Source organism: Lawsonibacter hominis, from assembly GCF_014287895.1.
In the GTDB taxonomy this organism is placed as follows: domain Bacteria; phylum Bacillota; class Clostridia; order Oscillospirales; family Oscillospiraceae; genus Lawsonibacter_A; species Lawsonibacter_A hominis.
The window spans coordinates 175240-188230 of sequence record NZ_JACOPP010000002.1 but is presented as its reverse complement, the minus strand read 5'-3'; the positions used below and the strand labels follow the sequence as shown (position 1 = coordinate 188230).

Here is a 12991-nt window from a genome sequence, read left to right as displayed (position 1 = left end):
GGTGCGCAAGAGATGAAACTCATCAATATCGGTTTTGGCAATATGGTCTCGGCCGGGCGGCTCATTGCCATTGTCAGCCCTGAGTCGGCGCCCATCAAGCGTATGGTGCAGGAGGCACGGGACCGGGGCGTGCTCATTGACGCCACGTATGGACGGCGTACCCGGGCGGTGCTCATCATGGACAGCGACCACATCGTCCTCTCTGCGCTTCAGCCGGAAACGGTGGCCGGCCGCCTGGGCGGCAAGGAATCCGAGGGCGCGGGCGAGGAGGCGGAGGCATGACGCCGAAGAAACGGACCAGGGGCCAGCTCATTGTGTTGTCCGGCCCTTCCGGCGTGGGAAAAAGCACCGTGATCGCGGAGCTTCTGAGCGAACGTGAGAACATCTATTTTTCGGTATCGTTTACCACACGCGCCCCGCGGGTGGGAGAAGCGGACGGCGTCCATTATCATTTCGTCACCCGGGAACGGTTCGAAGCCATGATCGATGGCGATGAGCTTTTGGAATATGCCGAATATGTCCATAATTATTACGGGACCTCGCTGCGGTTGATCCGGGAAAAGCTGGACGCCGGTATCGACGTGCTTCTGGATATCGAAGTCCAGGGGGCGGCAAAGGTTCGGGCCAAATGTCCCGACGCGGTCTTTATTTTTATCGTCCCGCCCTCGTTCGAGGAGCTCTCCCGCCGCCTCCACCGACGGGCCACCGATCAGGAGGATGTGATCCGGGGCCGGCTCCAGAAGGCACGGGAGGAGTATCGGGAGATCCCCAACTATGATTATCTGGTGGTCAACGACAAGGTGTCGGCGGCGGCGGCCGAGATCATCGCCATCCTGACGGCAGAGGGGTGCCGCACCAAAAATCGTATGAATCTTGTAGAAGGAGTCTGATCCGTTATGATGCTCGAACCTCCCATGAATCAGCTGCTGGAGCAGGTCCCCAGCCGGTATATGCTGGTCAACGTTGTGGCTCAGCGGGCGCGCCAGATCGCCAGCGCCGCTGAGGATGCCGGTATCCCGCTGGACGAAAAGCCCGTGACCCTGGCCATCCATCAGGTGGCCGAAGGCCAGGTGGAGCTGCAGCAGGACGAGTAGGACCGTGTGAGAGGCAAGCGTCCGGGCCATGGATGGCCTGCCGCTTGCCTTTTCCGGGGTAAAGGGGGGATTGGATGGATACCGTTGCGGTGGCCAAGCTCGCGCTCAGCGCCGCTACCTACGCCATCGACAGGCCCTACGATTATCAAGTGCCTCGGGAGTTGGCGGATACGCTGCGCCCCGGTATGCGGGTGGTCGTTCCCTTCGGCGCGGGCAACCGCCGCACAGAGGGGATCGTGTTGGCATTCGAGGACGGACGGCCTCCGGACCCCAAACGCAAGACGATCCTGACGCTGCTGGACGAGGAGCCGGTATTGGATGCCGAGGCGCTCCAGCTGGCGCTCTGGATGCGGGAGCGCTGGTTCTGTACGGTCTATGACGCTGCGCGTGCCATGCTGCCGGCCGGGCTGTATTTTTCTCTTCAGGATCGTTATGCCGTGGCTCCGGGGATCGACCGGGAGACGGCCTATGCTTCCGCCGGGAAGTCGGAGCATGCCAGGCGTATCCTGGAGCTGATCTTTGCCTCCGGCGGCAGCGCCGAGCGGCGGCAGATCCGGGAAGCGTTTGGGATCAAGGACCCCAACCCGGCCCTGCGGCAGCTGACCGACCATGGCGTTCTGCAGCTGGAGACCAGCGCCGAGCGGGGCGTGGGGGACAAGACGGAACAGGTGGCCGTGCTGGCCGTCCCGGCGGAGGAGGCCATGGCCCAAGTGACGCCGAAGCGCCGCTCCGCCCCGCTGCGCTATGCGGTGATAGAGCTGCTCGCGGCCCTTGGCAGCGCGTCTTCCAAGGAGCTGTGTTATTTTACGGGCGCCTCCAGCGCCACGCTGCGCTCCCTGACCAAAAGCGGCCTGGTCCGTTTGGAGCGGCGGGAAGTATTCCGCCGCGTGCGCGTGCCGGAGGTGGAAAGCGCTCCGCCGCCGGAACTGAATGAACAGCAGCAGGCGGCCTTTGAAGGACTATCCGCCCTGGCCGCCGCCGGGAAGCCTGCCGCCGCCCTGTTGTACGGGGTCACCGGCAGCGGAAAGACCCAGGTCTATATTCGCCTCATCCGGCAGGTCCTGGACCGGGGCCGTACCGCGATCGTACTGGTGCCCGAAATTGCCCTGACCCCCCAATTGCTGCGCAGTTTCACCGCACAGTTCGGAGATGCGGTCGCGGTACTCCACTCGTCTTTACGGGCGGGGGAGCGCTACGACGAATGGAAGCGTCTGCGTACCGGAAAAGCCCGGGTGGCCATCGGCACCCGCTCCGCAGTCTTCGCGCCCCTGAAGGATCTGGGCCTGGTGATTCTGGATGAAGAGCAGGAAGCGACCTACAAGTCGGAGAATGTTCCCAAATATCATGCGCGGGACGTGGCAAAATACCGCTGTACCCAGAGCGGCGCGCTGCTGGTGCTGGGTTCGGCCACCCCGTCGGTGGAGAGTATGTATCTGGCCAGGACCGGCGTTTACCATTGTTTCACCCTCTCCCGGCGCTATAATGAACAGGCCCTCCCCGCTGTTTTTATCGCGGACATGAAGGAGGAACTGCGCGCCGGAAACGGGACTTCTCTGAGCCTGCCCCTCCGGCAGGCCCTGGAGGAGACCCTCAGGGCGGGGGAGCAGAGCATCCTGTTTCTCAACCGCCGGGGGGCAAGCCGCATGGTCTCCTGCGGGGAGTGCGGAGCGGTGCCCACCTGTCCCCGCTGTTCGGTGCATCTGACGTATCACTCCGCCAATGGACGGTTGATGTGCCATTATTGCGGCCATTCAGAGCGCCTGCCGGCGGCCTGTCCGGCATGCGGCGGCACGCTGAATTTTATCGGCGCCGGCACCCAGAAGGTCCAGGAGGAACTGGAAGCGGCCTTTCCCGGCATAACGGTATTGCGGATGGATACGGATACCGTCTCCGCCACCCAATCCCACGAAAAGCTGCTCTCACGCTTCGAAAAAGAGAAGATCCCCATCCTGGTGGGTACGCAGATGGTGGCGAAGGGGCTCGATTTTGAAAATGTAACGCTGGTAGGCGTAGTGTCGGCGGATCTGTCCCTGTATGTAGACGATTACCGGGCGGGGGAGCGGACCTTTTCCCTGCTGACCCAGGTGGTAGGCCGGGCGGGCCGGGGGAACAAAAAGGGGCGGGCCATCGTCCAGACCTATACGCCGGAAAACGATGTGATCCTCTGTGCCGCGCGGCAGGATTACGACCGGTTTTATGAACAGGAGATCGTCCTGCGCCGTCTGAGGGGTTGCCCGCCCTTCCGCGATTTGTTTGTGGTCACGGCCTCCGGCCTGTCAGAGAGCGCTGTGCTGAAGACCTGTATGCGCCTGCGCCGTTCGCTGGAGGATTGGCTGGAGCGCCCGGAATTTCGGGCGCTGGAAGCCCAGGTGCTTGGCCCCGCTCCGGCCAGCGTGGCCAAAGTCAACGACCGTTACCGCTACCGGCTGACCCTGGCCTGCCGGAATACCCGCGCCGTACGGGCCATGGTAGCTCACTTGGTGCGCTGCGCCCAGAAGGACAAGGAAAACAAGGGCGTGTCCGTCTCTGCGGATGTGGACCCATTGGATTAGGAGGAAGCAATATGGCTCTGAGAACAATTTTAGAGGATAGGGATCCGGCCCTGCACAAGGTCTGCCGCCCGGTCACCCGTTTTGACCAGAGGCTCTGGGACCTGCTGGACGACCTGAAGGAGACCCTGGCCGACGCCAATGGCGCGGGCCTGGCGGCGCCCCAGGTGGGCATCCTCCGCCGGGCGGTCATCGTGGTGGACGACCAGGACAACATGCTGGAGCTTGTTAACCCCGAAATCATTGACCAGGCGGGAGAGCAGGAGGGCTTTGAAGGCTGTCTTTCCGTGCCGGGGCGCTGGGGCGTCGTCAAGCGCCCCAAAACGGTCCGGGTGCGGGCGCAGGACCGCAATGGGATGCTATTTGAGGCGGAGGGAGCGGACATGGTAGCCCGCTGCTTCTGTCATGAGATTGAACACCTGGACGGCCGCCTGTTTACTGAGCACGCCCCCCGGCTTTATACGACCGAAGAGCTGGATCAACTGCTGGAGGAGCAGGCGGAGAAGGAGCGGAAATGAGAATCCTGTTCATGGGCACGCCGGAATTTGCCGTGCCCGCTCTGGAGGCGCTGGTGACGGCCGGACACGAGGTATGCGGCGTGTTCACCCAGCCGGATAAACCCAAAAACAGGGGAATGAAGCTGCAGCCCACCCCTGTGAAGGCGTGTGCCCAAGCGTATGACATCCCGGTGTACCAGCCGGTCAAGCTGCGGGACGGTACGGCGCTGGAGCTCATCCGCGGCCTGGCCCCGGAGCTGATCGTGGTAGCGGCCTATGGCCGCATCCTGCCGGACGAGATCCTGTCCGCTCCGGCTGGGGGCTGCATCAACGTGCACTCGTCGCTGCTGCCCAAGTACCGGGGCGCGGCGCCCATCCATTGGGCGGTGCTCAATGGAGAGCGCGAGACCGGCGTGACCATCATGCATATGGCATCTGAACTGGATGCGGGAGATGTGATCGACCAGGCGGTTACCCCCATTGGTCCCGACGAAAATGCCCAGGAGCTGTATGGCCGCCTGGCAAAACTGGGCGGCGCGCTGCTGGTGCAAGTGCTGGACTCCATTGCGGACGGCACTGCCAGACGCACGCCGCAGGACGCGGCCCAGGCCACCTTTGCCCCGATGCTGACCAGGGAGCTTTCCCCCATGGACTTTACCCACACGGCCCAGACGCTCCACAATCAGGTCCGGGGGCTGATCCCATGGCCCGCCGCAGCAACCTTTTTGGGCGGCACCCGGTGTAAGGTGTTTTCCACTGCGGTCTTGGAGGAGCGCACGGCGGAAGCGCCCGGCACCGTTCTGGCAGCGGGAAAGGATGGGATCAAACTGGCCTGCGGCGGCGGCACGGTGCTGCGCATCGACGAGCTCCAGGCCGACGGGGGCAAGCGCATGAAGGCTGCGGATTATTTGCGGGGCCATCCGCTGACCCTGGGGTAGGCCGTGCACCTGCTCTGGAGCGTTCTGATCTCCGCCCTGGTGGCACTGACCGGCCTGCTGCTTCTGCTCCGCTGGCTGGGCGACTGCGGCGCTCCGGTTCCTCTGGGGACGGATGTGCCGGCGGAGCGCGGCGTGTTGGTCGCTCCGCGGGAGTGTGCCGCCGTGTTCGGCACGGCGCTGCTGTTTCGTATCCTGATCTTTCTGGCCGCAGCCCTTCTGGCCGGCCGGCTGCTGGGAGGGGGAGGCGGCTCATCCTGGGCGCTGGATCTGTGGAAAAAATGGGACGCCTGGCACTATGTGAACCTGGCAGAGCTGGGTTATGAGGGGTATGTTGAGAACGGCCAGCACCTGTTCGTCGTGTTTTTTCCACTGTATGTATGGCTTGTGCGGTTGGCCGCCCGGGTGATCGGGAATACTATGGCGGCGGGACTTCTGGTCTCTTTCCTGAGCTTTGGCGGCGGCTGTGTGTATCTGTACCGGCTGGCGGCCTGGGAATACGGGCGCTCCGCCGCCCGGTGGACGCTGGTATTTTTGTCGGTGTTCCCCTACGCCTTCTTTTTTGGAGGCGTGATGACGGAGAGCCTGTTTCTGCTGACCACGGCGGCGTCGCTCTGGCACATTCGCCGCCATCACTGGCTCCCGGCAGGTGTGTGGGGGGCGCTGGCAGCCCTGACGCGGATGCACGGGGTGCTGCTCATTCTGGCGGCGGGCGCCGAGTTGGTACAGAGCTTGGGACGCTTTGACTGGAAACGGATCTTCCGGACGCTTCCGGCGCTGCTGCTGCCCCTGCTGGGCACACTGGTCTACCTGGGACTGAACTGGTCTGTCACCGGAACCCCCTTTGGCTTTACCGAGATGCAGAAGCACTGGAGCCAGGGCTTCTGCTGGATTTCAGAAACCCTTTGGTACGTGCTGCAAAACGCCGTATCTTACTATGACGAGACCATCCGGCTCCAGCTCTGGGTGCCCACGCTGGTCCTCTTTCCAGTGTTTTTCGGGGTCTTGCTGGCGGTCAACCGCCGCTGCCGCAGCATGTATACCCTGTATGCCTTTGCGACCCTGGTGCTGGACTATTCCCTCTCCTGGCTGCTGAGCGCCGGACGCTATCTGTCCTGTGCCGTGCCCTTTTTCCTGTTCGCCGCCGTACTGACCCAGCGGCACAGGGGGGCTTCCATTGCCCTTGCCGCAGGCGGGGCGGTACTGTTTGCCGTTACGCTGCTGGGTTACCTCGCCGGCGGACAAATCATGTAAGAGGATGCTGTTATGCCGTTTTTTTACTACTATGATCCCTATTACTGGATGATCCTGATCCCGGCCATGCTGATCGCCCTGGTGGCCCAGATCCGGGTATCCGCTACGTTTCGCCGCTATTCCCGTCTGCCCGCATCCCGGGGACTGACCGGAGCACAGGCGGCGGAGGCGGTGCTTCGTGCCCACGGCGTATACGACGTGGCCATAGAACGCGTGCGGGGCAATCTGACCGATCACTATGATCCCCGCGCCAACGTGATCCGCCTGTCCGACTCCGTTTACAGCGCCAATTCGGTAGCGGCCGTCGGGGTAGCCGCCCATGAAGCGGGCCATGCGGTACAATACGCCGAGGGATACGGCCCCATCAAGGTACGTTCCGCGCTGATCCCGCTGTGCAATATCGGCTCCCAGCTGTCTATCCTGTTCATCGTCATTGGACTGGTTTTGTATTCCGAGCCCTTGTTCGGCATCGGCGTCATTCTGTTCGGAGTGGCGGTGCTGGGCCAGTTGGTCACCCTTCCAGTGGAGTTCAACGCCTCGCGCAGGGCCATCGCCACACTGGAGAGCGGCAATCTGCTGGGGGATGGGGAGCTGCAGGGCGCGAAAAAGGTACTCTCTGCCGCCGCCATGACCTATGTGGCCGCCCTGCTGGTATCCCTGGCACAGCTGCTGCGCTTCCTGCTGGCCTTCGGCGGACGCCGGAGGGACTGACGTGGGAAACGCCAGAGAGGTCGCGCTGCTCGCGCTGTCCGCCTGTGCGCGGCAGGGGGCGTGGTCGGATGGATTTTTAAAAAGAGCGCTCCGGGATTCGGGTATGGACAGTCGGGACGCGGCGCTGGCTACCCGGCTGTGCTTCGGCGTACTGCAAAACCGGATCCTGCTGGATTTTTACCTTTCGGGCCTGTCCCGCCTTCCGCTGAGAAAGCTGGAAGAGCGGGTGCTGGAGTGCCTGCGGCTGGGGGCCTATCAGATCCTGTTTTTGGACCGGGTCCCCGACCGCGCAGCGGTGAACGAATCGGTGAATTTGGCCCGTAAGTACGCGAAAAACCCGCGCTCGGCCGGACTGGTCAACGGCGTACTGCGCGGCCTCGTCCGTCAAAAAGAATCCTTGCCCCCGCCCCCGGATGCCGCCGTACAGTATAGTCATCCTCAGTGGCTGGCAGACGAATTTGTCCGACGGCTGGGCAGGGAGGAGGCACAGGCGCTGATGGCTGCCGACAACGCCCAGCCTCCGACCATGGCCCAGGTGAACACCGGCAAGGCATCGACAGCGGCGGCGGCGGAACGGCTGCGGGACGAAGGAGTCGGCGTTGCACCCCATCCCTGGCTGCCCGACTGTCTGGAGCTGTCGGATACCGGCAGCCTGGAGCGGCTGGAGTCATTCCGGCAGGGCCTTTTTTACATTCAGGACCCTGCCGCCCGGCTGGCGGTGCTGGCCGCGGGACCGGAACCCGGGATGAAGGTACTGGACGCCTGCGCCGCTCCCGGCGGGAAATCCTTTGCAGCCGCCATCGCCATGAAGAATCATGGAAGCATCCTCGCCTGTGATATCCACCCCCACAAGCAGGCGTTGATCCAGGCTGGGGCGGAGCGCCTGGGTCTGGACTGCATTCAGACCCAGGTATTGGACGGGAAGTGCTGTAAGGAAGAATTCCTTGACAAGTTTGATCTGGTGATCGCGGATGTGCCCTGTTCAGGCCTGGGTATTATCCGCAAAAAGCCGGACATCCGCTACAAGGCCCCTGAGCCCCTGGAGAACCTGCCAAAGGTACAGGCCGCCATTCTGGACAATGTGGCCCGGTATGTCAGGCCGGGCAGCCTGGACCGCCACGGCTGCATCTGTCCGGGCGGCGTGCTCCTCTACGCCACCTGCACCCTGCTGGAGCGGGAGAATGAGGACGTGGTGCGGGCGTTTCTTGACAGGCATCCAAACTTTACATTGGAGGGCTTCCAGGTGCCCGGTCCCTTCGAGGGCACGGACACAGGTATGCTCACCTGCTGGCCCCACCGGCACAACACCGACGGCTTTTTCTTCGCCAAGCTGCGCCGGCTGCGGGCGGCCTATGAGATCCGTCCCCGGGAGGGCTTCGGCCCATTCCGCCTGGGCATGACGGAGGAGGAGGCGGAGGAAACCTGCCGCAGGCTGGGCCTGCCGCAGGCCCCCCAATCCTTTTATCTGGAGTATAGGGATGGGCGGCTGTCCCGCATCGGCCTGAACGCTGATGAGGACATCCGGATTCTGTATCGGGGCTTGGAGCTGACCCGCACCCACGCGGAGGATGTGGTCGCCGCCCTGTCAAGGGAGTCCGGTCTCGTGTGTGACTGTGTGGATTCTGAGCTGGCCGATACCTATGACTTCCCGGAGCTGGGCGTGGAGCTGTGGCGGGAGCGGGTGTACCACCCCAAGCTGCTGGACAGACCCGAGTTTCAGCAGCTGATTGCCGCCCTTCCGGAGAATCTGGCGTATGAGCAGTCCCACGGCTGGTACTTTGCCCAGATCTGGGTGCAGACCGACGACTTCCGGGCCGAATTTCCGCTGGAGCCGGGCCGCGCACCCTATGACGGCGGGCCCTGGCGGTCTGCGCCGCCCCACGGGCCGGTCCCTCCGGAGCAGATGGCGCGGGTGGCCCCAAAATATGGACTGGAGCCGCCGGCCGGACCGGGAGGAGATGAGAGAGCATGACCGACATCAAATCCATGAATCTGGGCGAGATGACCGACTTTTTCCAGGAGATCGGGGAACCGCCCTTCCGGGCCAAGCAGGTCTTCCAGTGGCTCCACCGGGGCGCGCGGTCGTTCGATGAGATGACCAACCTTTCCAAGGCGCTGCGGGAAAAGCTGGCCGGGCGCTGCAGGCTCTATGCGCCTGCGGTAGAACGGAAGCAGGTGGATCCCAAGGACGGCACCGTGAAATACCTCTGGCGGCTGTGGGACGGCAATTGCATTGAAACGGTTTTGATGCGTTATCATCATGGGAATACTGTGTGCATCTCTTCCCAGGTGGGCTGCCGGATGGGGTGCGCGTTCTGCGCCTCTACTCTGGGGGGCAAGGTGAGAGACCTGTCGCCGGCGGAGATGCTGGATCAGGTGCTTTTCACCCAGCTGGATTCCGGTGCGCCCATCAGCAATATCGTGCTTATGGGCATCGGGGAGCCGCTGGACAATTTCGACACGGTACTGCGCTTTTTGGAGCTGGTGAACAGCCCGGAGGGACTCAGGATCGGGATGCGGCATATTTCTCTGTCTACCTGCGGACTGACTGAAAAAATTGACAAGCTGGCGGAACATCGGTTACAATTGACCTTGTCGGTCTCACTCCACGCGCCGGATGATGAGACCCGTTCCCGGCTGATGCCGGTGAACCGGAGCGTGGGCGTGGAGAAGCTTCTGGAGACCTGCCGCCGCTATTTCGAACGTACCGGGCGGCGCATCTCCTACGAGTACGCCATGATTGACGGCGTGAACGACGCCGACTGGCAGGCCGACCTGCTGGCCCGGTATCTGAAGGGGACGGGCAGCCACGTGAACCTGATCCCGCTCAACGACGTGGAAGAAAGTCCGCTCAAACCCAGCCGCCGGGTGGCGGAATTCCAGAGACGTTTGGAGGCGCAGGGGGTGACGGCCACTGTCCGGCGGAAGCTGGGCGGGGAGATCGACGCCTCCTGCGGACAGCTCCGGCGCAAGGCGCTGCGGGAGCAGGACGGTATTTGATGGACGACAGAAACGCCCCACCCGGCCGCGCAGGGTACAGGGGTGGAATACAGGCGCGGGAAAGAGGCAGTTCATATGATACGTGTATGGGGCATCACCGATAAGGGTGCGGTCAGACCACAGAATCAGGACGGCTTTTACTTAGACAGCCCCTCGGAACATCTGGCCGTAGGCGTGGTATGCGACGGCATGGGCGGCGCCAGGGCGGGTAATATTGCCAGCCTGGTCGCGGTTGAGACCTTCGTGGACGCACTGCAAAACTGGCAGGAGGACGCAGACGCCAACCCGGCGGCGGTGCTCTCCCGCGCAGCGGAGCAGGCCAATGCCGCCGTTTATCATCGGGCGGCCACCGACCCGGACTGCCGGGGGATGGGCACCACCATGGTGGCAGCGCTGGTGGTGGAGCAAACGGCCTATCTTCTGAACATCGGAGACAGCCGGGCCTATCACATCTCCAGAGAGGGGATCCGTCGGGTCACCCGGGATCACTCAGTGGTGGAGGATATGGTGGCGCGGGGCGACATCACACCGGAGGAGGCCCGCAATCACCCCCGGAAAAACCTGATTACAAGGGCCCTGGGCTCTGAGGAGCGCATCCGGGCCGATCTGTATGAGCAGGCGCTGGCAGGGGGCGACTTCCTGCTGCTCTGCTCCGACGGACTGAGCAACATCGTAACCGATCAGGAGATGCTCTACGAGGCGCTCCATGGGGGCGCGCCGGAGGATTGCTGTCAACGCCTGCTGGACATTGCGATGTCCAGGGGCGCGCCGGACAATGTGACCGCCGTCCTCTTCGAAATCCAGTAAAAGGGGGTAATGAACTATGGATCAGTACATAGGGAAATTACTCGACAACCGATATGAGATCCTGGAGCGCATCGGCGTGGGCGGCATGGCCGTGGTCTATAAGGCCCGCTGCCATCGCCTCAACCGTCTGGTAGCGGTGAAGATCCTCAAAGAGGAACTGGCCCAGGATGCGGAATTCCGCCGCCGCTTCCACGACGAATCCCAGGCCGTCGCCATGCTGTCCCATCCCAATATCGTGGCGGTCTACGACGTGTCCCGCTCCTCCGAGCTGGACTATATCGTCATGGAGCTCATCGACGGTATCACCCTCAAGCAGTACATGCAGAAAAAGGGCGGCAAGCTGTCTTGGCGGGAGGCCCTGCACTTCATTACCCAGATCATGAAGGCGCTCTCTCACGCCCACGGCCGCGGTATCATCCACCGGGATATCAAGCCGCATAATATGATGGTCCTGCGGGACGGCAGCCTGAAAGTGGCCGATTTCGGCATTGCACGCCTCACCTCGGCCGCCCAGGCCACGCTGACCCAGGAGGCGCTGGGGTCGGTACACTATATCTCGCCGGAACAGGCTCGCGGCAGTCATATCGACGCCCGCAGCGATCTCTATTCCGCAGGTGTGGTGCTTTATGAGATGATTACCGGCCGCCTGCCCTATGAGGGAGATTCCCCGGTAGCCGTGGCGATCCAGCATATCAACTCCATCCCGCTCTCTCCCCGGGAGATCGATCCGGAGATCCCGGAGGCGCTGGAGGCCATCACCATGAAAGCCATGGCCTCCGACGTGAACCAGCGCTATATCTCCGCCGACGCCATGCTGGCCGATCTGGAGGAGTTCCGCAAGAATCCCAGCATCAATTTTGACTATACCTCGGCGGACCTGCTGGCAGGGGACGGAGACGAGCCCACGCAGGTGTTGGGCGCCAATACGCCGCACAGCGTAAAGCAGCAGCCCGCCCATGGGCGCTCGGGGGAGGAGGGGCCCGGCCAGCCCGTTCCCGACCGGCGCCGGCGGAGCCAGAGCCTCCGCCAGGACGACGATTTCGACTACGACGAAGAGGACGGACGCCGGGAAGGCAGCCGCCTGCCCGTCCTTTTGGCCATTGGCGCGATCATTGTCTTTCTGATCGGGATCGGCGTCTTCCTGTGGGTCTCCGTATTCAGCGGCATGCTGCATGGCGGTACCGAGCCGGGCTACCGCGTGCCGAATCTGACCGGCATGACGGTGGAGGCGGCCAGAGGGCAGGAAGATGTGGTGGCGGCCCAATTCATCATCACGCCGGAAGCGGAAACCGTGGCCAATAACCTGCCCGCAGGACAGATCGTGTCGCAGTCTCCGGACAGCGGCCTGAACGCCGCCGCAGGAAGTACCATCACCGTTACCATCAGCGGAGGCCCCACCGGAGACCCTCTCGCCGGAACAAAGATGCCGGACCTGAAAAATCAGGATAAGCGCTCGGCCATCAGTGTTTTGAAGGGCCTGGGCTTTGATGAGGAGAGCATTGCCATCGTGGAGGAGAACTCCGACGAATATACCAAGGACTATATCATGGACCAGACCCCTGCGGCGGGGGAAGACTTGGAACAGGTGGAGCAGGTTACCCTGGTGGTCAGCCTTGGGCCCAAAGTGGAACAGGTCTCTGTGATCTCCTTCCTGGATATGACGGAGGAGGCCGCCCGCAATACGGCCGAAAGCATGAAGCTGACCGTAGGAGCCGTGGATGAGGCCTATGATCCGAAAATTGCCGCGGGGCGGATCTGCTATCAGAGCATCCAGCCCAACACCTCGGTGGACGAGGGGACGACCATCCTGTTCCACGTCAGCCTTGGCCCCGATCCGGCGGCCACGCCGGAGCCGGGCGTGACTCCCACGCCGGGCTCCGAACCCGGTCCTTCCCCCAGTCCCAGCCCCACGCCGGATCAGGTCAGCCCGGTCTATCGCACCTATACGGTGCATTTGCCGGACGACGGACGTGAGACGGTGACGGTGGTCATTGTGGTGGGAGACACCGAGGTTTACCGGAATGTGGTCAATACGCAGCTGATGGTGGTGAACGCCCCCATTCTCGGCGACGGTGTTCAGGAGGTCAAGGTCTATATCGATGATGTTCTGACCGTGACGGACACGGTAGATTTTGGTTCCTGAG

12 protein-coding genes are annotated in these 12991 nt (G+C 63.0%); all 12 read left to right on the top strand.

What is annotated here, in order from left to right:
* Positions 1-12 precede the first annotated feature (12 nt).
* The 12 genes from remA (at position 13) to pknB (ending at position 12990) form a co-directional block, all read left to right on the top strand.
* Positions 13-282 (top strand): extracellular matrix/biofilm regulator RemA, encoded by a 270-nt coding sequence (gene remA, locus H8S57_RS02685; RefSeq protein WP_186906524.1) that lies wholly within the window; start codon positions 13-15, stop codon positions 280-282.
* Positions 279-890, top strand: coding sequence for a guanylate kinase (gene gmk, locus H8S57_RS02680; protein WP_186906523.1), 612 nt, complete (start codon positions 279-281; stop codon positions 888-890). The genes remA and gmk overlap by 4 nt, the downstream gene beginning before the upstream one ends.
* Positions 891-896: 6 nt before the next feature.
* On the top strand, positions 897-1094 hold the full coding sequence (rpoZ, locus tag H8S57_RS02675; RefSeq protein ID WP_186906522.1) for a DNA-directed RNA polymerase subunit omega: 198 nt from the start codon (positions 897-899) through the stop codon (positions 1092-1094).
* A 74-nt stretch (positions 1095-1168) separates the two neighbouring features.
* Positions 1169-3646 (top strand): primosomal protein N', encoded by a 2478-nt coding sequence (gene priA / locus H8S57_RS02670; RefSeq protein WP_186906521.1) that lies wholly within the window; start codon positions 1169-1171, stop codon positions 3644-3646.
* Between the two features lie 11 nt (positions 3647-3657).
* Positions 3658-4161, top strand: coding sequence for a peptide deformylase (gene def / locus H8S57_RS02665; RefSeq protein WP_186906520.1), 504 nt, complete (start codon positions 3658-3660; stop codon positions 4159-4161).
* A complete protein-coding gene (gene fmt, locus H8S57_RS02660; RefSeq protein WP_186906519.1) occupies positions 4158-5078 on the top strand; it encodes a methionyl-tRNA formyltransferase in 921 nt (306 codons plus the stop codon). Before def ends, fmt begins: the two co-directional genes overlap by 4 nt.
* A 3-nt stretch (positions 5079-5081) precedes the next feature.
* A complete protein-coding gene (locus H8S57_RS02655) occupies positions 5082-6329 on the top strand; it encodes a glycosyltransferase family 39 protein (protein WP_186906518.1) in 1248 nt (415 codons plus the stop codon).
* A gap of 12 nt (positions 6330-6341) precedes the next feature.
* Positions 6342-7040: a zinc metallopeptidase gene (locus H8S57_RS02650; protein WP_186906517.1), complete on the top strand. Its 699-nt coding sequence runs from the start codon at positions 6342-6344 to the stop codon at positions 7038-7040.
* Between the two features lies 1 nt (position 7041).
* Complete coding sequence (rsmB, locus tag H8S57_RS02645; protein WP_186906516.1) at positions 7042-9012, top strand: 16S rRNA (cytosine(967)-C(5))-methyltransferase RsmB; 1971 nt, start codon at positions 7042-7044, stop codon at positions 9010-9012.
* Positions 9009-10040 (top strand): dual-specificity RNA methyltransferase RlmN, encoded by a 1032-nt coding sequence (gene rlmN / locus H8S57_RS02640; RefSeq protein WP_186906515.1) that lies wholly within the window; start codon positions 9009-9011, stop codon positions 10038-10040. The genes rsmB and rlmN overlap by 4 nt, the downstream gene beginning before the upstream one ends.
* Positions 10041-10115: 75 nt before the next feature.
* Positions 10116-10847: a Stp1/IreP family PP2C-type Ser/Thr phosphatase gene (locus H8S57_RS02635; protein WP_186906514.1), complete on the top strand. Its 732-nt coding sequence runs from the start codon at positions 10116-10118 to the stop codon at positions 10845-10847.
* Positions 10848-10863: 16 nt separating this feature from the next.
* Positions 10864-12990, top strand: coding sequence for a Stk1 family PASTA domain-containing Ser/Thr kinase (pknB, locus tag H8S57_RS02630; RefSeq protein WP_186906513.1), 2127 nt, complete (start codon positions 10864-10866; stop codon positions 12988-12990).
* Position 12991: the final 1 nt, after the last annotated feature.

Coding starts and splice junctions, on each gene's coding strand:
- fmt (WP_186906519.1), top strand. CDS start 4,158: ATGAGAATCCTGTTCATGGGCACGCCGGAATTTGCCGTGCCCGCTCTG.
- rlmN (WP_186906515.1), top strand. CDS start 9,009: ATGACCGACATCAAATCCATGAATCTGGGCGAGATGACCGACTTTTTC.
- def (WP_186906520.1), top strand. CDS start 3,658: ATGGCTCTGAGAACAATTTTAGAGGATAGGGATCCGGCCCTGCACAAG.
- pknB (WP_186906513.1), top strand. CDS start 10,864: ATGGATCAGTACATAGGGAAATTACTCGACAACCGATATGAGATCCTG.
- H8S57_RS02650 (WP_186906517.1), top strand. CDS start 6,342: ATGCCGTTTTTTTACTACTATGATCCCTATTACTGGATGATCCTGATC.
- rpoZ (WP_186906522.1), top strand. CDS start 897: ATGATGCTCGAACCTCCCATGAATCAGCTGCTGGAGCAGGTCCCCAGC.
- priA (WP_186906521.1), top strand. CDS start 1,169: ATGGATACCGTTGCGGTGGCCAAGCTCGCGCTCAGCGCCGCTACCTAC.
- remA (WP_186906524.1), top strand. CDS start 13: ATGAAACTCATCAATATCGGTTTTGGCAATATGGTCTCGGCCGGGCGG.
- H8S57_RS02635 (WP_186906514.1), top strand. CDS start 10,116: ATGATACGTGTATGGGGCATCACCGATAAGGGTGCGGTCAGACCACAG.
- gmk (WP_186906523.1), top strand. CDS start 279: ATGACGCCGAAGAAACGGACCAGGGGCCAGCTCATTGTGTTGTCCGGC.